Below are 17,737 nucleotides of genomic sequence, written 5' to 3' on the forward strand. Positions count from 1 at the left end.
AATGAATTTAAATGAAATCAAAGACTTGATGGCACAATTTGACCAGTCGAGCTTGAAAGAATTTTCTTATAAAAATGGAACGGACGAGTTGGTCTTCAGTAAGAATGAAGCAAAACTTGTGGCAGAAACAAGTCCAGCACCTCAACCTGTAGTTGTTCCAGCAGCTGCACATACAGTTGCACCACAGGCTCAAACTACTCCAGCTGTAGAAGCAGTTTCAGAATCAAGTCCTACTGAATCTGTAGCTGAGGGGGACCTTGTAGAAAGTCCACTTGTCGGAGTTGCTTACTTGGCTGCCGGACCAGACAAAGCTAATTTTGTTTCAGTTGGCGACACAGTTAAAAAAGGCCAAACCTTGGTCATCATTGAAGCCATGAAGGTCATGAATGAAATTCCAGCACCTAAAGACGGTGTCGTAACAGAAATTCTTGTTGAAAATGAAGAAATGGTTGAGTTCGGGAAAGGCTTGGTACGTATCAAATGATTGATATTCAAGGGATTAAAGAAGCTTTGCCACACCGCTATCCCATGCTCTTAGTGGATCGTGTCTTGGAAATTAGTGAAGATACAATTGTCGCTATTAAAAATGTAACGATTAACGAACCTTTCTTCAATGGACACTTTCCGGCCTACCCTGTAATGCCAGGTGTCTTGATCATGGAAGCTTTGGCACAAACAGCAGGTGTTTTGGAATTATCAAAACCTGAGAACAAAGGGAAACTCGTTTTCTATGCAGGTATGGACAAGGTTAAATTTAAGAAGCAAGTTGTTCCTGGTGATCAACTTGTCATGACAGCGACTTTTGTCAAACGTCGTGGCACAATCGCCGTAGTAGAAGCGAAGGCAGAAGTAGATGGGAAGCTTGCAGCAAGCGGGACTTTAACCTTTGCTATTGGAAACTAGGGAGGTTTTCCATGTTTCGTAAGATTTTAATTGCCAATCGTGGTGAAATTGCTGTTCGTATTATTCGTGCGGCACGAGAATTAGGAATTGCAACAGTCGCTGTTTATTCGACTGCTGATAAGGAAGCTCTCCACACGCTTTTGGCTGATGAGGCTATCTGTATCGGCCCTGGGAAGGCTACAGAATCTTATCTGAACATCAATGCCATCCTTTCAGCTGCGGTCTTGACTGAAGCTGAAGCTATTCACCCTGGATTTGGTTTTTTAAGTGAAAATTCCAAGTTCGCAACTATGTGTGAAGAAGTCGGTATCAAATTTATCGGACCATCAGCTCGTGTAATGGATGTCATGGGGGATAAAATTAACGCTCGTGCTCAAATGATTAAGGCTAATGTGCCTGTCATTCCGGGCTCAGATGGAGAAGTCCACACTGCAGAAGAAGCTCTTGCTATCGCCGAAAAAATTGGTTATCCAGTCATGCTGAAAGCTTCAGCTGGTGGTGGTGGTAAAGGAATTCGTAAGGTTGAAAAGGCAGAAGATCTCGTATCAGCCTTTGAAACAGCTTCAAGTGAAGCCAAAGCCAACTTTGGTAACGGGGCGATGTACCTTGAGCGGGTGATCTATCCTGCTCGCCACATTGAAGTGCAGATTCTTGCTGACCAAATGGGACATGTTATTCACCTTGGTGAACGCGACTGTTCACTTCAAAGGAATAATCAAAAGGTTTTAGAAGAAAGCCCTTCGATAGCGATTGGCAAAACGTTGCGACATGAGATTGGTTCAGCGGCGGTTCGTGCAGCTGAGTCTGTTCATTATGAAAATGCCGGAACCATTGAATTTTTATTGGATGAAGCAACTGGCAAATTCTACTTTATGGAGATGAATACTCGTGTCCAAGTGGAACACCCAGTAACTGAGTTTGTATCTGGTGTGGATATTGTTAAGGAGCAAATCCGTATTGCAGCAGGTCAGCCATTGACCTTGAAGCAAGAGGATATTGTATTAAAGGGTCATGCCATTGAGTGTCGTATCAATGCAGAAAACCCATCCTTTAATTTTGCACCAAGTCCAGGTAAAATTACCAATCTTTATCTACCAAGTGGTGGTGTTGGTTTGCGTGTGGATTCTGCAGTGTACCCAGGTTATACCATCCCACCATACTATGATAGTATGATCGCTAAAATTATTGTTCATGGTGAAAATCGTTTTGAGGCTCTCATGAAAATGCAACGAGCCCTTTATGAACTCGAAATTGAAGGGGTCGTGACTAATGCCGATTTCCAACTTGATTTAATTTCTGATCGTCGTGTGATAGCAGGTGACTACGATACTTCATTCTTGATGGAAACATTCTTACCATACTATCAAGAAAAAGAATAATGTAAAAAGTATGAGACTGAAAAGGGGGATGTATGGCTCTATTTAGTAAAAAAGATAAATATATACGAATTAATCCCAATCGTTCACTTAGAGAAAAGCCCCAAGCCAAGCCTGAGGTTCCAGATGAACTCTTCTCAAAATGTCCGGGTTGTAAACACACCATCTACCAAAAAGATTTGGGGAGTGATCGGATTTGTCCTCACTGTGGCTATACCTTCCGTATTTCAGCTCAAGAGCGTCTTGCTTTAACCATCGATATGGGTAGCTTCTTAGAGATGTTTACAGGAATTGAGACAAAGGATCCTTTGGAATTTCCAGGTTACCAGAAAAAATTAGTTTCTATGCGTGAAAAAACAGGCCTTGATGAAGCTGTTGTTACTGGAACTGCTTTGATTAAGGGCGAAAAAGTTGCTCTCGGAATCATGGATTCTAATTTTATCATGGCATCTATGGGAACAGTAGTTGGTGAAAAAATCACAAGATTGTTCGAATACGCGACAGCTGAAAAATTACCAGTCGTCTTGTTTACAGCATCTGGTGGAGCACGTATGCAAGAAGGAATCATGAGCTTAATGCAGATGGCTAAAATCTCTGCAGCAGTCAAACGTCATTCCAATGCAGGGCTCTTTTATCTGACAATCCTTACGGACCCAACAACTGGTGGTGTTACAGCTTCCTTCGCTATGGAAGGTGATATCATCTTGGCAGAGCCTCAAAGTTTAGTAGGATTTGCTGGACGTCGTGTCATTGAAAATACCGTGAGGGAAGATTTGCCAGAGGATTTCCAGAAGGCAGAGTTTTTGTTAGAACATGGATTTGTGGATGCGATTGTTAAACGGAGAGAATTGCCAGATATGATTGCTCGATTAGTAAGGTTACATAAGGGGGAATGTTGATGAATATTGCAAAAATCGTCAGAGAAGCACGTGAACAAACCCGCTTAACTGCCTTGGACTTCGCAACAGGAATATTTGATGACTTTGTAGAGCTACATGGTGATCGCTCTTTCCGAGATGATGGTGCTGTTATTGGTGGTATCGGTTGGTTGGGAGACCAAGCAGTAACTGTCATTGGAATCCAAAAAGGTAAAAGTTTACAAGATAACCTTAATCGTAACTTTGGTCAACCACATCCAGAAGGGTACAGGAAAGGTCTTCGTTTGATGAAACAGGCTGAAAAATTTGGCCGGCCTGTTGTAACCTTTATCAACACTGCTGGAGCCTATCCTGGTGTCGGAGCAGAAGAGCGTGGCCAAGGTGAAGCCATTGCTCGAAATCTTATGGAAATGAGTGATCTTAAAGTGCCAATCATCGCTATTATTATTGGCGAAGGAGGTTCGGGGGGAGCTTTAGCTCTAGCAGTGGCTGACCGTGTTTGGATGCTAGAAAACTCGATCTATGCAGTTCTCAGTCCTGAAGGCTTTGCCTCTATCCTTTGGAAGGATGGCAGTCGTGCCATGGAAGCTGCAGAGTTGATGAAAATCACCTCTCATGAATTATTAGACATGAAAGTCGTGGACAAAGTGATTTCGGAAGTTGGCCTCTCTAGCAAGGATTTAATCAAACGAGTGAAAGATGAAATTCAGCAAGAACTTGGTAATCTTAAGCAATTACCGTTAGATCAACTGCTCGAAGAACGTTACCAACGTTTTAGAAAATATTAAAAAAAAAAAGCTAGAGCTAAAAAATTGCTCTAGCTTTTTTCTTGTTTAGGAAAGGAATTTTTCATATTTAAAAAAGTGCTTGACTCATTTCAAGCACTTTTTTGAGATTTAGTTTTCTTCAGTTACGAATTGACTGAGCAGTCCGTTAATGAAACGGGCTGACTTTTGATCTGAAAAGCTTTTAGCTAATTCAATGGCTTCATTCACAGCTACAAGTTGAGGAGTATCAAAGGAAGTGATTTCGAAAACTCCTAAACGCAATAAATTCTTTTCAACTAAGGTTAAACGTTCAATAGTCCAACCAGACTTTAAATGCTGAGTGATTTGTTTGTCTAGTTCCTCTTTTTTAGCTTGAACACCAGATACAAGATCGATTAGGAAGCTAGGGAGTTTTACCTCGTCGTCTTCTCGATCATGGGTATAAGCGAAGCGACAAGCAGTTTCAATATCAGAACCATATTCAAGACTCATCAGTGCTTGAAAAGCACATTTTCGTAGTTCGCGTCTAGATTCTAATAATGGACTAGTCATTGAGGAAGTCCTCATCAAACAAATCTGTCAATGCTGGTTTTGGTGTCTTATCTGGTGCTATACCAGCAACGTGAATGTTTATAGCAGAGAGTTCAATATCAGCCATGTTACGAACAGCATCTTTAACAGCTTTTTGAATAGCCATTGCAACCTTAGGAACCTTGACACCATACTCAAGATAGAGATAGATATCAGCTGTTAGTTCTTCTTCAGATTCTTTTAGATAGACGCCACGACCAAGTGAAAGTTTTGAAAGGGTGTCAGATACTGATTTATTTGAAAAAGAATGCACTCCGTCAACTTTAGCAGTAGCGATAGCAATGATTTTTTCAAGTACACGTGGGGCGATAACGATTTCGCCTAATTGTTCTTCAATTCCCATAGAATGACCTCTTTCTAGAGATTAGGCACGAGAAACGTAAGTTCCTTCTGCAGTGTTAATAACGAGTTTTTGTCCAGCTTCGATAAAGTCTGGAACGTTTACGACAAGACCTGTTTCTAGAGTTGCAGGTTTACCAGATCCGGTGACAGTAGCTCCCTTGATAGATGGTTGAGTTTCTGTGACAGTTAATTCAACTGTAGTTGGTACAGTGACCCCGATCACTTCACTTCCGTAGAATTGAATTTTTACTTCTGAGTTTTCAAGAATGTAAAGCAATTCATTTTCAACATTGACCACAGGGATTTCGTATTGGTCATAAGTTTCTGTGTTCATGAAGTAGGCTGTGTCATCCATTTGGTACAAGTATTGGGCTGGGACAGTCTCAAGAATCGCTTGTTCAAATTTTTCTTCTGGTCGGTAGCTTGTGTCAAATGTAGAACCTGTACGGACATCACGCAATTTCATACGCATGATGGTATTTCCTTTACCTGGTTTGTGGTGACTTGCTTCCAAAACGCGAATCAATTTTCCATCTGCTGTTACAAATGTCATACCAGCTCTTAATTTACTTGCTTCAATCATGTTTTTACCTCTTTAATAAATAATTTACTCTTTATTGTATCATAAACGTTGATAATTCTCAAATATCTGGTGATTCCTGATTAGTTGACAGGAACGATATTCCCGTCTTCATCTTTGGTAACTAGTACGTACTTGCCATCGACTTCAATATAGAAATTCTTACTTGTAGCTTGCCCATTGTTTTGAGCTGGAGCCTGTCCATTATTTTGAACAGGAGCTTGAGGTTGGGCTTGTTGGTTAAGTTGACCGCCAAGAGCTTGCCCAAGATTCATTCCCATAAACATGTTCATGCCATTGCTACCGTTGCCTTCGTTATTAGCTGCAGCAACAAGGGCTTCATTGCGAGCACGACGTTCTTCAATCTCGATTGTGTTGTATTTCATAGCTACAAGTTCACTATCAAGCTTACGAACAATATCTAAACTTTCTTGGTCATAGCTGAGGTCTTCAAGCAAGATGTTAGTTGCTTCGATACCATAAAGACCTGTCCAAACTTTATTGACCTCTTGTTTGGCTACTTCGTTAAAGGTATCTTGATTAGCATTTAAGCTATAGATATCGACTTTGTTTTCGTTGGTGTATTTGGCAATTGCAATGGCAATTTTTGGAGCGATATTTTGTCGAAGTGTGCCTTGGGCAACATCTTGCAAGGTAAATGGTTTTTGCTCTGTAATTTGGTGGCTAACAGAGCTAACATAAAAGAGCACCGGGTCGGAAACTTTAGCGTCAAATAGTCCATAGAAACGGATATTGAGCAGTTGTTGGTAGCGTTCGCTGAAGTATTCGACAGCGTTTTGAGTACCAAATTTATTACCAGCAAGAGGTTGCATACGAACATAGATAATTTCTTGTTGGGTAATGACTTGTCCTCCAAAAGAGAAACGGTTTTTAAAGTTTTCCCAAGTTCCTTTTAAGCCACCTTTTTCAAGAAGCCAAGCATTATCTCCTGCTTGCCATTCATGGCTACCAGCTTCCAAGACATCTCCTAGGAAGGTTCCGTTATTGACCAAGATAGCAACGTAGCCTTGAGGAACAATGACAACACTACCGTCTGTAAGAAGACCGGTGTTTTGATTGCTTTGTCTAGATTGACCATCAGGGTCTTTTGCAAGTCGTTGGCCTTTAATGGCTACAGCATCTGATGATACGTCATTTGGAAGCACAACAGCTTCTTTAAATTTGCTATCGTTAAAACTATTAAGCCCAGCAGATAGGGCAGCTCGAATAAATCCCATAATTATTTCTCCTAGTTATAAAGTTCATCTTCATCCACAACATCATAGGTATCTAGTACCCATTGGTTTGGACTACGTGTTAATTCAGCACCGCAATAGTCACATTTGCTAATGGCTGATATTTTTAGTGGTGCGCCACAGTTTGGACAGTGGTCGCTGACGGCATTCTCTTGAACAGTTGATTCAGTTTGGCTACCGTGTTTACGGATAAAGTTCATTTGGTAAACTGTAAATAGATCTTTTTGAGGGTTACCTTCGATGACTTTACGACTTTCGTCTTCAACGACGTAATCTCTCAAGGTAGACGATAAGATAACGACTAAAGTATCATTTCCATCTGGATTACTATTGAAATCTTTGATTCTAACATTTTCAACACAAACTCGTTCTAAGACATTCGTTGTTTTAGATTGGATATAATCTTCTAGTTGTGTGCTGTGTTGTGTATAGAGGCTAGCACTTTCTAGAGAACGAACGGCATTCCAATCTTTTTTAGTCCATGCAGCTTGTAGCTGAATGTATACTTCTTTAGCCCATGAAGTGAAAGTAGAGGCATCAAAGTTTGGATCGTGATACCTGAGTCGATCGATAGCTTGGTTATTATTTTCAACCCTACGATGGCTAGTTGGCTCTGGCTCGTAGTTAGTAGTATGTCTTCTATACGGTGTTTCAGGTGGAGTATTCTGGTCATTAAGGTACTTGATGAGCATGTAGAGTAGGAAAGCTCCGACACCAAACATGATAAGAATGGTCATTCCAGTACCTAGAGAACCACCTGAACTTGAGTAACTGCCGTCAGAATAATAGCTACTTCTGTAAGAGGAATTATTGCCACTTGAGCGGCTAGAGCTACTACTACGTGAACTACTACGGCTAGAGCTGCTACTACGTGAACTACTACGACTAGAGCTACCACTTCGTGAATGTCCAACCCCAGCATCGATTGATTGTAGGGGTGTCACAAATAGTAGAAGCAAGCAAGTAGCGATAAGAGTATATAACTTTTTCATATGTCTCCTAACTATGTGAGTACAAAGTGCAAGGCATCAAGCTAGAATTTTTATTAGCTTGTGACAGTTATACTATAATTAATCTTCTTTCAACTTCGCCAATTCTTGAGCAAGTAGTTTAAGAGCGACTTGTGGGTTGGCTTGACCTTTGGTTGCTTTCATGAGGAATCCGGTAAAGGCCTTGTCAGCGTTACGTTTTCCTGACTTGAAGTCGGCAACAGCAACTTCGTTATCAGCAAAGACTTGATGGATGATTGGAATCAAGATATCTGGATCTGAGATCTGAACCAAACCGGCTTTTTCAACGTATTCACGAGCACCTCCACCATTTTTAGCAAGGTGGATAAAGACTTTCTTGGCAATCTTAGATGAAATAGTTCCATCTTCGATGATGGCAATCATTTCTACCAAGTTTTCTGGTGTCAATTCGATTTGTTCCAGTGTTTTACCTTCCGCGTTCAAGAATTGAGCGACTTCACCTTGTAGCCAATTAGAGACTTGTTTAGCATCGCCCCCAAGGGCCACTGCTTTTTCAAAGAAGTCAGAAGTGACTTTGTTTGCCGTCAACTGACTAGCATCGTAGTCTGATAGACCAAGCTCTGCCACGTAGCGAGCACGGCGGTCTTTTGGAAACTCTGGCAACTCAGTGCGCATTTCCTCAATCCACTCATCTGAAATTTCAAATAGTGGTAGATCTGGTTCTGGGAAGTAGCGATAGTCTGCAGCACCTTCCTTGACACGCATGAGAATGGTTGATTTGTTGGCTTCATCGTAACGTCTTGTTTCCTGACGGATTTGACCACCTGAACGAAGGATTTCAGCCTGACGTTGGACTTCGTATTCAAGACCTTTACGAACGTTTGAGAAGGAGTTGAGGTTTTTTAACTCAGTCTTGACACCAAATTCTTCTTGGCCATAAGGGCGAAGAGAAATGTTGGCGTCTACACGCATAGAGCCTTCCTCCATCTTAACATCAGAAACGCCTGTGTATTGGATAACTTCCTTAAGGGCTGTTAGATAAGCGTAGGCTTCTTCAGGAGAACGCATGTCGGCTTCAGATACAATCTCAATCAATGGTACCCCTTGACGATTAAGGTCAACATAAGAGAAACCATCTGGGCTGTGGGTATTTTTACCAGCATCTTCTTCCAGGTGGGCACGTTCAATCCCGATTTTTTTAGTGGTACCGTCTTCTAGTTCCACTTCAATCCAGCCGTTATAACCGATTGGTTCATCAAATTGAGAAATTTGGTAGGCTTTAGGATTATCAGGGTAGAAGTAGTTCTTACGGTCAAAGTGCATCTTCTTGTGGATGTCCATATTAAGAGCGAGAGCGGCCTTGATACCGGCATCAACTACACCTTTATTGAGAACAGGAAGTACTCCTGGGAAGGACCAGTCAATGACGTTGGTGTTTGCATTTTGCTCATTTCCAAAATGGGTTGATGTTGGTGAGAAAATTTTTGAATTGGTGTTGAGTTCCACGTGGACCTCAAGTCCAATGACTGTTTCAAAGTTCATTAGTTAGCACCTCCAAAAATTACGGGTTGTTGTTTGTGGTAGTCGGTTGTTGCTTCAAAAGCAGCAGCAGCTTGGTAAATGGTCTCTTCAGAGTATTTAGGACCAATCAATTGCAGACCGACTGGGAGTCCTTGAGCAAATCCTGCAGGGATTGAAATTCCTGGTAGACCAGCCAAGTTGACAGGAATGGTCAAGAGGTCAGCCAAGTACATGGCAACTGGATCATGGTTAAGTGAATCCAAATCAAAGGCCACGCTTGGAGCTGTTGGACCAAGGATGAGGTCGTAATCTGCAAATACTTTTTCAAAGTCTTGAATGATGAGGGTACGAACCTGACCAGCCTTCTTGTAGTAGGCATCGTAGTAACCTGACGAAAGGCTGAAAGTTCCAAGCATGATACGGCGTTTGACTTCGTCACCAAATCCTTGGCTACGAGTGTTCACATAGATATCATCCAAGTTTTTAGCATCTTCCGCACGGAAACCATAGCGAATCCCGTCAAATCGTTGTAAGTTTGATGAAGCTTCAGATGAAGCAATGATGTAGTAAACGGCGACACCGTATTTAGAGTGTGGAAGGCTAACTTCTTCGACAGTTGCTCCCAATTTTTCAAAGTGTTTGGCCACATTAAGGATAGTATCTTTAACCTCTGGGTCAATTCCTTCGCCAAGGTATTCCTTAGGCAAAGCGATTTTCATGCCCTTGATGTCTTGACCGATTTTTGAAGTAAAGTCAGCAATGCGGACTGGAGCAGAAGTAGAGTCTTTTGCATCTTCGCTAGCAATAGCGTTGAGAAGCAAGGCATTTTCTTTAACAGTTGGTGCAAAAGGACCAATCTGATCTAGGGAGCTACCAAATGCAATAAGACCGAAACGAGAAACCGTTCCGTAAGTTGGTTTAAGACCAACAATCCCGTTGAAGGCAGCAGGTTGGCGGATAGAACCACCAGTATCAGAACCAAGGGACAAACGAACTTGACCTGATGCTACAGAAACTGCAGAACCACTAGAAGATCCACCAGGAACCTTGCTGTGGTCCCAAGCATTTTTGGCTGGTCCATAGTAAGATGTTTCACCAGAACCCCCCATGGCAAACTCGTCCATATTTGTTTTACCAACAACTATCATACCCTTAGATTTGGCATTAGCAACCGCTGTCGCATCAAAGATTGGCTCGTAGTTATAAAGCATTTTTGAGGCTGCAGTTGTCAGGATACCATCAGTAGAGATGTTGTCCTTAACAGCTAGCGGGATTCCTGAAAGAACATTGTCAGCGTCAATTCCAGTCTCATCAATAGCTTTAGCCTGAGCAAGAGCTTGGTCCTCAGCAATCGTCACAAAGGCATTGATAGCCTCTTCACGCGCCTTGATATCTTCAAGGGTTGCTTGAGTCAATTCAGTTGCAGAAATTTCCTTAGAAACAAGGAGATTGTGCAACTCTTCAATGGTTTTGTTATTAAAAGTCATTAGGCATCTCCTCCTTCATCTAGAATAGCTGGTACCTTGATATAGTAGTTATCTTTTTCAGGTACATTTTTGAACAAGCGGTCACGGTCCGTCCCCTTTTCAGCAACATCCGGACGCAATACTGTCTTACGATCAGCCATGGTAGTCGTTGGTTCAACACCAGTTGTGTCGACTTCGCTGAGCAACTCAATCATATCAACAATTTTAGACAGGGTTGTCGCAAACTCAGCTGTTTCATTTTCAGTGAATTTTAATTTAGAAAGATTGGCAACGTGAGTCACCTCTTCTTGCGTAATTTTCATCTTCTATCCTTTCGTGAAATGATGATTCTTTATCTGTTCTATTTTACCATATTTTCCTATAAATAAGGCAAGTCAAGTTGAAAAGAACCGGAAATTGAAAAATACTTTTTATTTCGATATAATGGTTGAAATTAGAAAAAAGAATAACGGTAGATTCTAGTTGATAAACAAGATGGAGAATTGACTCAACTAGAACACTTTAAGGATGACATATGACGCTTTGGGAGTTACTTTTTACCAGTAAAAAGACAGTTCCTCCACACTTGGGATTCTGGTACTTTTTATTACCTACGTCTTTGGTAATCATAGCTGTTTTATCGATTCGTTTCGCATCATCTAAAGGTTACAGAAACTTTTGGTATTGGGGACAATTGATTCAGTTGCTGATTATCAACGCTTGGTATATTGCTGCACGTCTGCCCCTATCTGAGGCTCTCCCTTTTTACCATAGTCGCATGGCTATGTGGATGATTCTTTTTGCCCCTAATAAGACCTTTTTCAAGCAATATTTTGCTCTGTTGGGAGTCTTTGGTTCTATTATGGCCTTGGTTTATCCAGTCTTTTATCCTTTTCCTTTCCCTCATGTTTCGTCTGTCAACAATGTTTTCGGACATTGGGCCCTCTTGGCTAACTGCTTGATTTATCTTGTTAGATATTATAAAGTTGAAAAAGGGGATACTTGGAAAATATGCCGGATGACTTTTGGGGTTAATGCCATTATTTTGATAGCCAACCTCTTGACAGGAGGAAATTATGGCTTTATGAGCAAGCCACCTGTGATTGGGGATCATGGTAGTTTGCTTAACTATTTGATAGTAACCAGTTTAATGACAGGTATTCTCATCCTTATCAATCAACTCGTTAAATATAAACATAAGAATAGTTAATATACAACTGAATTCGTTAACTTAAGGAGACTTTATGCATCATTTTATTACAAGAACCCAAACGACACCACCGCCTATTCCGATTTTTTGGTATGGAGTTATGATAGGCCTTCTTGCCTTGTCTATTTATGCTTCTCTTACTTACTACAAAAATCCCAAATTTGTCCGATTGTTTAAGTGGATTCAAATTGCGCAATTGCTAGCTCTTTATACTTGGTATATAGGTTTTAGCATTCCATTTTCGAACAGCCTGCCTCTTTACCATTGTCGTTTGGCAATGTTTGCAGTTGTTTTCTTACCAGATAAATGGAAAACCAAGCAGTATTTTGCCCTAATGGGAGCCAGTGGAGCAGTATTTGCTTTAGGCTATCCAGTTTTTGATCCCTATGATTTCCCGCATATTACCAGTTTTTCTTTTCTCATTGGTCATTATGCCCTCTTGGTCAATTCCTTGGTCTATCTTATGAACCACTACGACAAGATCTTGCTGAAAAAGTATCGCATTATCGCTTACACATTTATTCTCAATCTTTTTCTAGTTGGAGTTAATCAAGTGACAGGTGGGAATTACGGACTCTTGAATACCACGCCTTTTATCCCAGATGCTCCTATTTGGATAAAATACCTTCTGGTTTCAATCATTCTTTCTTCAGCCTTAGTACTCTTTGATATTTTGTTTAAGAAACGTTGGAAAAAGAAAATTGCGCAAGAAACAATTGATTTGCGAAGAAATATGAAGAATGAAAAATTTAAATAGTCAACAAAAGAATCTTATGAGCAGGTCTGGTATCTTGACCTGCTTTTTCTTGTGTAAGCAATTGAAAAACTCTCTAAAATCCGATATAATGGAGTGTTGAAAGGAATTTTGGGGTCCAATGTAACAAAGAGTGATTATATATTGAAATCATTGAAAATAAAAAGAAAAAAGAAAGAGAAGTTATGAGTATTCAAGAAGAAATCAAAAAACGCCGAACCTTTGCCATCATCTCTCACCCGGACGCTGGTAAAACGACGATTACAGAGCAATTGCTCTACTTTGGGGGAGAGATTCGGGAAGCCGGAACGGTCAAAGGAAAGAAGACAGGAAACTTCGCTAAATCTGACTGGATGGATATCGAGAAACAACGTGGGATTTCGGTAACCTCATCTGTCATGCAGTTCGACTATGATGGCAAACGGGTCAATATCCTAGATACCCCAGGGCACGAGGACTTCTCAGAAGATACTTACCGTACCTTGATGGCGGTGGACGCTGCCGTCATGGTCGTAGACTCTGCCAAGGGGATTGAGGCCCAAACCAAGAAATTGTTTGAGGTTGTCAAACACCGTGGCATCCCCGTCTTTACCTTTATGAACAAGTTGGACCGTGACGGCCGTGAGCCACTAGATCTCTTGCAAGAATTGGAAGAAGTTTTGGGCATTGCCAGTTACCCAATGAATTGGCCAATCGGGATGGGGAAAGCCTTTGAGGGACTTTATGACCTTTATAACCAACGCTTGGAACTCTACAAAGGAGACGAGCGTTTTGCCAGTCTGGAAGATGGGGATAAGCTATTTGCTAGCAATCCTTTCTACGAGCAAGTGAAAGACGACATCGAGCTCTTGCAAGAAGCAGGAAATGAATTCTCAGAGGAAGCCATCCTTGCGGGTGAATTAACTCCGGTCTTCTTTGGTTCAGCTCTAACCAATTTTGGGGTGCAGACCTTCCTTGAAACCTTCCTCAAGTTTGCTCCAGAACCTCATGGGCACAAGAAAACAGACGGTGAACTTGTCGACCCTTATGATAAGGATTTCTCAGGTTTTGTCTTTAAAATTCAAGCCAACATGGACCCTCGACACCGTGACCGTATCGCATTTGTTCGTATTGTATCGGGTGAATTTGAGCGTGGTATGAGTGTTAATCTCCCTCGTACTGGTAAGGGAGCTAAACTTTCTAATGTCACCCAATTTATGGCGGAAAGTCGTGAAAATGTGACCAATGCGGTAGCAGGAGATATCATCGGAGTTTATGATACAGGGACCTACCAGGTTGGAGATACGCTAACTGTTGGGAAGAACAAGTTTGAATTTGAACCTCTACCAACCTTTACTCCCGAAATCTTCATGAAAGTGTCAGCTAAGAACGTCATGAAGCAAAAATCCTTCCACAAAGGGATTGAGCAATTGGTGCAAGAAGGAGCTATTCAGCTTTATACCAACTACCAAACGGGTGAATACATGCTTGGTGCTGTTGGGCAACTCCAGTTTGAAGTCTTCAAACACCGGATGGAAAATGAGTACAATGCTGAAGTGGTCATGAGCCCAATGGGGAAAAAGACGGTTCGTTGGATCAAGCCAGAAGACCTTGACGAGCGTATGTCTTCAAGCCGGAATATCTTAGCCAAAGATCGATTTGACCAACCTGTCTTCCTCTTTGAAAACGACTTTGCCCTCCGCTGGTTTGCGGACAAGTATCCAGATGTGGAGTTGGAAGAAAAGATGTAGATTGCCAAAGTTACTTGATTGTGTAACAATCTAAGTAACTAACGCCAAGTTTCTATGGAACTTGGCTAGGCGCTCCACTAGTAAAGTTTTACGAATATTATCGATTCGTAAAACTTTACGTCGTGATGGGTAGAAAGTGACCTGACTGCCTCACTAACTACGTTTGGCAAATAAAATCGATATAGTTAGAAAGCAGTCTAGCTAACTGCCTTACTAACTCATCGGCAAAAAATAATCGTTTTCGCCTCTTCGTGTCGTAACATTAAGGAAGCTAAATAGCCAATTATGTCACAAATTTCGTGCACAACACTTCGCATCTTGTTTGTGCTTTATTGTTAAAAGATAAAAAAGACTAGAAATCAAATAGGTTTCTAGTCTTTTTATTAGTAGTGGAACTTCTATTTATTGAAAAGCATCTATACCAACAACCTTGATAAGGAATGTAAGGAGGATAAGCAATAGAATGCTGACTCCATTATTCACTAGGTGCAGTATGATAGACATCTCTAGACGTTTGGTGCGATAAGCAGTCCAAGTTAGGACAGCAGACATCCAGCCATAGATCAAGAAAGAAGGAAGATTATTTGGTATATGGGCTATAGTGAAGAGAAGCCAACCAAAAATGTAACCAATTTTTTCATATCCTTCAAATAGTTTTGTAGGTATGATACCGCGGCAGATAATTTCCTCACAAAGAGGTGCTACTATAACAATCACGAAAAAGCTGGAAATTAGGGAAGTTTCAGAAATGAGGCTATTAATAGTTTCTTGATTTGAAGTAGTTGTTTGCTTCAGAAGGTGCAACCAAATCGCACCAATCATATTTCCAACAATAATGGCTACATAACTAAGAGCGATTCGAGGGGCATCATTAATGGTAAAGAGTTTTGATTTTAAATTTAAGAGCTTGCTTTTGTGAGCGCCATATAAAAAGAGTGTAACGACAGCGGTAGAAGTAATCCCAACTATTAAAGTGGACCAAATAGATTCCAGTTGAGTTTTTTGAAGCAACACTAAAGTTAACATAGGGACTTGAGATAAGAACATTGCTACAAAAAAGACTCCTAACCAAATCAGTCGCTTGCGATAATCTTTAAAAAAATTCATCCAAATATCTCCTAAAAAATTTATTTCATTATAGCATACTTTGGATAGGAATTCTAGAAACTACCAAAACATGAGTGTAGAGATAATCAATAAGATATCTCGTATTAAGTGGCTGTAGAAAGATAAGTCGTGTCTTAACTTTTTTGGAAATAAAAAACTAAGGAAGCTGATTCCTAATAGGATATAAAAACCAACAGAGAGGATAGTTATAGGATTATGTAGAAAAAATAAACTAAAGATAATTAGGAAAGTTAGTTTTCTAGCTTTATTATGGGTTTGCAGTTTCTTCCATTTCTTTAGTGGTAAAAAAGTTGCAATATCAAGTCCAAATAGGAAAAAGAAAGAAATCAACAACAATTCTATCACCTCTTTTTGAAGTAAATTGTTAGTGCTGATATTCTCAAATAAAATAAGGCTGACTCCAGTCAAGTTAATAATAACCATAGTGCTATACAATAAAAAGAAAGCGCGACTACGTTTGCCTAGCTGACTACTCACAGGTTCATGACCGGAAAGATAGTGGATGAATGTACACATGCCAGCTAATGTCAATAAGAACATCAAAATGTAAAAATGTGTTTGTTTAAGAGTTAGAGAAATTCCAGGCCAAAATAAGCAACTACAGAATCCTAGATATGCCATGGCCCCTAACAAGAGAAATTGGATTGATTTTCTAATTTTGTTCATAAAATAACCCCTACGTTTTTTAAAGATTATAACCAAAACGATTCACAAAAACCTAAGTTTTTCTCAAGTGTCATTTTTTACCTCTCAACTGTCTTTTTTCAAAAAAAGCACAACCACCAGTTATTTCTTGGAAGTTGTGCTTTTTGATAATGAATGTCTATCGTTTAGACCAGGTTCGCTTCATAAAGAGTAATATGATTGGATAAATTTCAAGACGTCCTGCAATCATTGCAAAGGATAGGAGGAGTTTTGAGAATGGACTAAAAATTGAGAAACTTGAAGTCGTTCCTAGAATTGGTCCGATATTGTTAAAGCAACTGAAAACAGAACTCGTAACAACCATTAAATTGTTGGTATCTAAACTGACGATGAAGATTAAACTAAGTAGAATCATGATGTAAACTACAAAATATTTTAAAATCTTATGTTGGGTATCCTTGTCGATGACCGTTTTATTAACATGGAGAGTTAAGACACGGTGAGGGGAGATGGTAGACAAGAATTGGTTTTTTGCAATTTTAGCGAGGATAACTCCACGGATGACCTTGAGACCACCGGCAGTAGAACCAGCAGAACCACCGATTGCCATTAGCATTAGTAAGATGTATTGAGAAAACAAAGGCCAGTTTGTGATATCTCCATAACCAAAACCAGTAGTGGTAATGATGTTAGAAACTTGGAAGAAGGCCATTTCAAAACTTTGTGAAACTCCACTATAGAGGTGAAGTGTGTTGAGTGTGATTAAGCCTGTGGATATGGCTACAATTAAGAGATAAGCTCGAAGTTCCTCATCGAAAAAGAATTCCTTAACTCGACGAAGCATGAGATAGTAGTAGAGGTTGAAATTGACACCGAACATCAAAACCCCGATGCTTGTCAAATAAGTGATGAGAGAACTATGATAGTGGGCAATACCATCGTTATAAACAGTGAATCCACCAGTACCAGCAGTTCCCATCGCGATAACAAAACTATCGTAGAGTGGCATCCCTGCAATGTAATAAATAACTACAAAGAGAGCGAACATTGCTAGATAGAGAATATAAAGGATTTGAGCTGTATTTTTTAGTTTAGACACAACTTTACCAAATACTGGTCCAGGAACCTCTGCCTTCATAACCTCTAAGTGGCTGTTTTTGGCATTGTCCATAATAGCTAGGGCAAAAACCAGCACCCCCATCCCTCCAATGAGGTGGGTAAAACTCCGCCAAAACAAAAGAGATCTGCTTAAGACAGATACGTCATTTAGGATGGTTGCTCCTGTTGTAGTGAAACCAGAACTAACTTCGAAGAAAGCATCTATCATATTGGGAATTTGTCCTGAAAAGACAAAGGGAAGGGCACCAAAGAAGGACCAGAGAATCCAACAGAGAGCTACAATTAAGACCCCTTCTTTTGCATAGATTCGTTGTTTTTTTGGCTTTTTAATGATGCCCAGAAGACCCAGGACGACGAGAATTCCGATAGTAGAGAAAAGAGCTGAAAACACTTGATCAGATTCTTGATAGTAAAGAGCAATACAAACGGGTACCAAGAGTAGTCCAGCTTCGATCAAAAGTAGCTTTGCAAGAAGAAAGCGTACCATACTTCTATTCATA

General features: G+C 40.4%; 19 protein-coding genes. 8 read left to right on the forward strand and 11 right to left on the reverse strand.

Annotated features, from left to right (window positions below):
• Window position 1 precedes the first annotated feature (1 nt).
• Genes accB through HMPREF3237_RS06235 form a run of 5 tightly spaced genes read left to right on the forward strand, consistent with a single transcriptional unit; the run spans window position 2 to window position 3,945 of the window.
• Window positions 2-484, forward strand: coding sequence for an acetyl-CoA carboxylase biotin carboxyl carrier protein (gene accB / locus HMPREF3237_RS06215; protein ID WP_070889194.1), 483 nt, complete (start codon window positions 2-4; stop codon window positions 482-484).
• Entirely contained in the window at window positions 481-903 is a 423-nt protein-coding gene (gene fabZ, locus HMPREF3237_RS06220; RefSeq protein ID WP_070889195.1) for a 3-hydroxyacyl-ACP dehydratase FabZ, read from the forward strand. Before accB ends, fabZ begins: the two co-directional genes overlap by 4 nt.
• 11 nt (window positions 904-914) lie before the next feature.
• Complete coding sequence (gene accC / locus HMPREF3237_RS06225) at window positions 915-2,282, forward strand: acetyl-CoA carboxylase biotin carboxylase subunit (protein ID WP_070889196.1); 1,368 nt, start codon at window positions 915-917, stop codon at window positions 2,280-2,282.
• A 32-nt stretch (window positions 2,283-2,314) separates the two neighbouring features.
• Window positions 2,315-3,178, forward strand: a complete 864-nt coding sequence (gene accD, locus HMPREF3237_RS06230) for an acetyl-CoA carboxylase, carboxyltransferase subunit beta (RefSeq protein WP_070889197.1) — start codon at window positions 2,315-2,317, stop codon at window positions 3,176-3,178.
• A complete protein-coding gene (locus tag HMPREF3237_RS06235) occupies window positions 3,178-3,945 on the forward strand; it encodes an acetyl-CoA carboxylase carboxyl transferase subunit alpha (protein WP_070889198.1) in 768 nt (255 codons plus the stop codon). Before accD ends, HMPREF3237_RS06235 begins: the two co-directional genes overlap by 1 nt.
• Before the next feature lie 108 nt (window positions 3,946-4,053).
• Here the strand turns inward: HMPREF3237_RS06235 and nusB are convergent, their stop codons facing one another.
• The 8 genes from nusB to gatC all read right to left on the reverse strand — a co-directional run bounded on the left by nusB (window position 4,054) and on the right by gatC (window position 10,974).
• Entirely contained in the window at window positions 4,054-4,476 is a 423-nt protein-coding gene (gene nusB / locus HMPREF3237_RS06240) for a transcription antitermination factor NusB (protein WP_070889199.1), read from the reverse strand.
• Window positions 4,469-4,858, reverse strand: coding sequence for an Asp23/Gls24 family envelope stress response protein (locus HMPREF3237_RS06245; protein WP_070889200.1), 390 nt, complete (start codon window positions 4,856-4,858; stop codon window positions 4,469-4,471). Before HMPREF3237_RS06245 ends, nusB begins: the two co-directional genes overlap by 8 nt.
• Before the next feature lie 21 nt (window positions 4,859-4,879).
• The gene (efp, locus tag HMPREF3237_RS06250) at window positions 4,880-5,440 is read right to left on the reverse strand and encodes an elongation factor P (RefSeq protein ID WP_006145022.1); all 561 of its coding nucleotides are present in this window, start codon (window positions 5,438-5,440) and stop codon (window positions 4,880-4,882) included.
• Between the two features lie 80 nt (window positions 5,441-5,520).
• Window positions 5,521-6,675: an SPFH domain-containing protein gene (locus HMPREF3237_RS06255; protein WP_006145024.1), complete on the reverse strand. Its 1,155-nt coding sequence runs from the start codon at window positions 6,673-6,675 to the stop codon at window positions 5,521-5,523.
• Between the two features lie 11 nt (window positions 6,676-6,686).
• Window positions 6,687-7,685: a zinc-ribbon domain-containing transport protein gene (locus HMPREF3237_RS06260; protein WP_070889201.1), complete on the reverse strand. Its 999-nt coding sequence runs from the start codon at window positions 7,683-7,685 to the stop codon at window positions 6,687-6,689.
• Window positions 7,686-7,763: 78 nt separating this feature from the next.
• Window positions 7,764-9,206 (reverse strand): Asp-tRNA(Asn)/Glu-tRNA(Gln) amidotransferase subunit GatB, encoded by a 1,443-nt coding sequence (gene gatB / locus HMPREF3237_RS06265; RefSeq protein ID WP_070889202.1) that lies wholly within the window; start codon window positions 9,204-9,206, stop codon window positions 7,764-7,766.
• A complete protein-coding gene (gatA, locus tag HMPREF3237_RS06270) occupies window positions 9,206-10,672 on the reverse strand; it encodes an Asp-tRNA(Asn)/Glu-tRNA(Gln) amidotransferase subunit GatA (protein ID WP_070889203.1) in 1,467 nt (488 codons plus the stop codon). Before gatA ends, gatB begins: the two co-directional genes overlap by 1 nt.
• Window positions 10,672-10,974 (reverse strand): Asp-tRNA(Asn)/Glu-tRNA(Gln) amidotransferase subunit GatC, encoded by a 303-nt coding sequence (gene gatC, locus HMPREF3237_RS06275; RefSeq protein ID WP_070889204.1) that lies wholly within the window; start codon window positions 10,972-10,974, stop codon window positions 10,672-10,674. The genes gatA and gatC overlap by 1 nt, the downstream gene beginning before the upstream one ends.
• Window positions 10,975-11,186: 212 nt before the next feature.
• Here gatC and HMPREF3237_RS06280 point away from each other — a divergent pair, with 212 nt between their 5' ends.
• The 3 genes from HMPREF3237_RS06280 (at window position 11,187) to HMPREF3237_RS06290 (ending at window position 14,345) form a co-directional block, all read left to right on the forward strand.
• Window positions 11,187-11,861 (forward strand): YwaF family protein, encoded by a 675-nt coding sequence (locus HMPREF3237_RS06280; RefSeq protein ID WP_070889205.1) that lies wholly within the window; start codon window positions 11,187-11,189, stop codon window positions 11,859-11,861.
• 34 nt (window positions 11,862-11,895) lie between these two features.
• On the forward strand, window positions 11,896-12,618 hold the full coding sequence (locus HMPREF3237_RS06285; RefSeq protein ID WP_070889206.1) for a YwaF family protein: 723 nt from the start codon (window positions 11,896-11,898) through the stop codon (window positions 12,616-12,618).
• Between the two features lie 182 nt (window positions 12,619-12,800).
• Window positions 12,801-14,345, forward strand: a complete 1,545-nt coding sequence (locus tag HMPREF3237_RS06290) for a peptide chain release factor 3 (protein WP_070889207.1) — start codon at window positions 12,801-12,803, stop codon at window positions 14,343-14,345.
• Between the two features lie 402 nt (window positions 14,346-14,747).
• Here HMPREF3237_RS06290 and HMPREF3237_RS06295 read toward each other — a convergent pair whose 3' ends face one another.
• The 3 genes from HMPREF3237_RS06295 to HMPREF3237_RS06305 form a co-directional block, all read right to left on the reverse strand.
• On the reverse strand, window positions 14,748-15,452 hold the full coding sequence (locus HMPREF3237_RS06295) for a CPBP family intramembrane glutamic endopeptidase (RefSeq protein ID WP_070889208.1): 705 nt from the start codon (window positions 15,450-15,452) through the stop codon (window positions 14,748-14,750).
• 60 nt (window positions 15,453-15,512) lie between these two features.
• Window positions 15,513-16,139 (reverse strand): hypothetical protein, encoded by a 627-nt coding sequence (locus tag HMPREF3237_RS06300; RefSeq protein ID WP_070889209.1) that lies wholly within the window; start codon window positions 16,137-16,139, stop codon window positions 15,513-15,515.
• A 157-nt stretch (window positions 16,140-16,296) separates the two neighbouring features.
• On the reverse strand, window positions 16,297-17,736 hold the full coding sequence (locus HMPREF3237_RS06305; RefSeq protein WP_070889210.1) for a TrkH family potassium uptake protein: 1,440 nt from the start codon (window positions 17,734-17,736) through the stop codon (window positions 16,297-16,299).
• Window position 17,737 lies beyond the last annotated feature (1 nt).

The organism is Streptococcus sp. HMSC34B10 (genome assembly GCF_001839505.1).
GTDB classification, from domain to species: domain Bacteria; phylum Bacillota; class Bacilli; order Lactobacillales; family Streptococcaceae; genus Streptococcus; species Streptococcus peroris.

Bases quoted from the DNA above. Each gene is read 5' to 3' on its own strand.
- HMPREF3237_RS06290 (WP_070889207.1), top strand. From the start codon at position 12,801: ATGAGTATTCAAGAAGAAATCAAAAAACGCCGAACCTTTGCCATCATC.
- HMPREF3237_RS06285 (WP_070889206.1), top strand. From the start codon at position 11,896: ATGCATCATTTTATTACAAGAACCCAAACGACACCACCGCCTATTCCG.
- efp (WP_006145022.1), bottom strand. From the start codon at position 5,440: ATGATTGAAGCAAGTAAATTAAGAGCTGGTATGACATTTGTAACAGCA.
- HMPREF3237_RS06255 (WP_006145024.1), bottom strand. From the start codon at position 6,675: ATGGGATTTATTCGAGCTGCCCTATCTGCTGGGCTTAATAGTTTTAAC.
- accC (WP_070889196.1), top strand. From the start codon at position 915: ATGTTTCGTAAGATTTTAATTGCCAATCGTGGTGAAATTGCTGTTCGT.
- HMPREF3237_RS06300 (WP_070889209.1), bottom strand. From the start codon at position 16,139: ATGAACAAAATTAGAAAATCAATCCAATTTCTCTTGTTAGGGGCCATG.
- HMPREF3237_RS06280 (WP_070889205.1), top strand. From the start codon at position 11,187: ATGACGCTTTGGGAGTTACTTTTTACCAGTAAAAAGACAGTTCCTCCA.
- accD (WP_070889197.1), top strand. From the start codon at position 2,315: ATGGCTCTATTTAGTAAAAAAGATAAATATATACGAATTAATCCCAAT.
- gatC (WP_070889204.1), bottom strand. From the start codon at position 10,974: ATGAAAATTACGCAAGAAGAGGTGACTCACGTTGCCAATCTTTCTAAA.
- fabZ (WP_070889195.1), top strand. From the start codon at position 481: ATGATTGATATTCAAGGGATTAAAGAAGCTTTGCCACACCGCTATCCC.
- HMPREF3237_RS06295 (WP_070889208.1), bottom strand. From the start codon at position 15,452: ATGAATTTTTTTAAAGATTATCGCAAGCGACTGATTTGGTTAGGAGTC.
- accB (WP_070889194.1), top strand. From the start codon at position 2: ATGAATTTAAATGAAATCAAAGACTTGATGGCACAATTTGACCAGTCG.
- nusB (WP_070889199.1), bottom strand. From the start codon at position 4,476: ATGACTAGTCCATTATTAGAATCTAGACGCGAACTACGAAAATGTGCT.
- HMPREF3237_RS06260 (WP_070889201.1), bottom strand. From the start codon at position 7,685: ATGAAAAAGTTATATACTCTTATCGCTACTTGCTTGCTTCTACTATTT.
- HMPREF3237_RS06235 (WP_070889198.1), top strand. From the start codon at position 3,178: ATGAATATTGCAAAAATCGTCAGAGAAGCACGTGAACAAACCCGCTTA.
- HMPREF3237_RS06245 (WP_070889200.1), bottom strand. From the start codon at position 4,858: ATGGGAATTGAAGAACAATTAGGCGAAATCGTTATCGCCCCACGTGTA.
- HMPREF3237_RS06305 (WP_070889210.1), bottom strand. From the start codon at position 17,736: ATGAATAGAAGTATGGTACGCTTTCTTCTTGCAAAGCTACTTTTGATC.
- gatB (WP_070889202.1), bottom strand. From the start codon at position 9,206: ATGAACTTTGAAACAGTCATTGGACTTGAGGTCCACGTGGAACTCAAC.
- gatA (WP_070889203.1), bottom strand. From the start codon at position 10,672: ATGACTTTTAATAACAAAACCATTGAAGAGTTGCACAATCTCCTTGTT.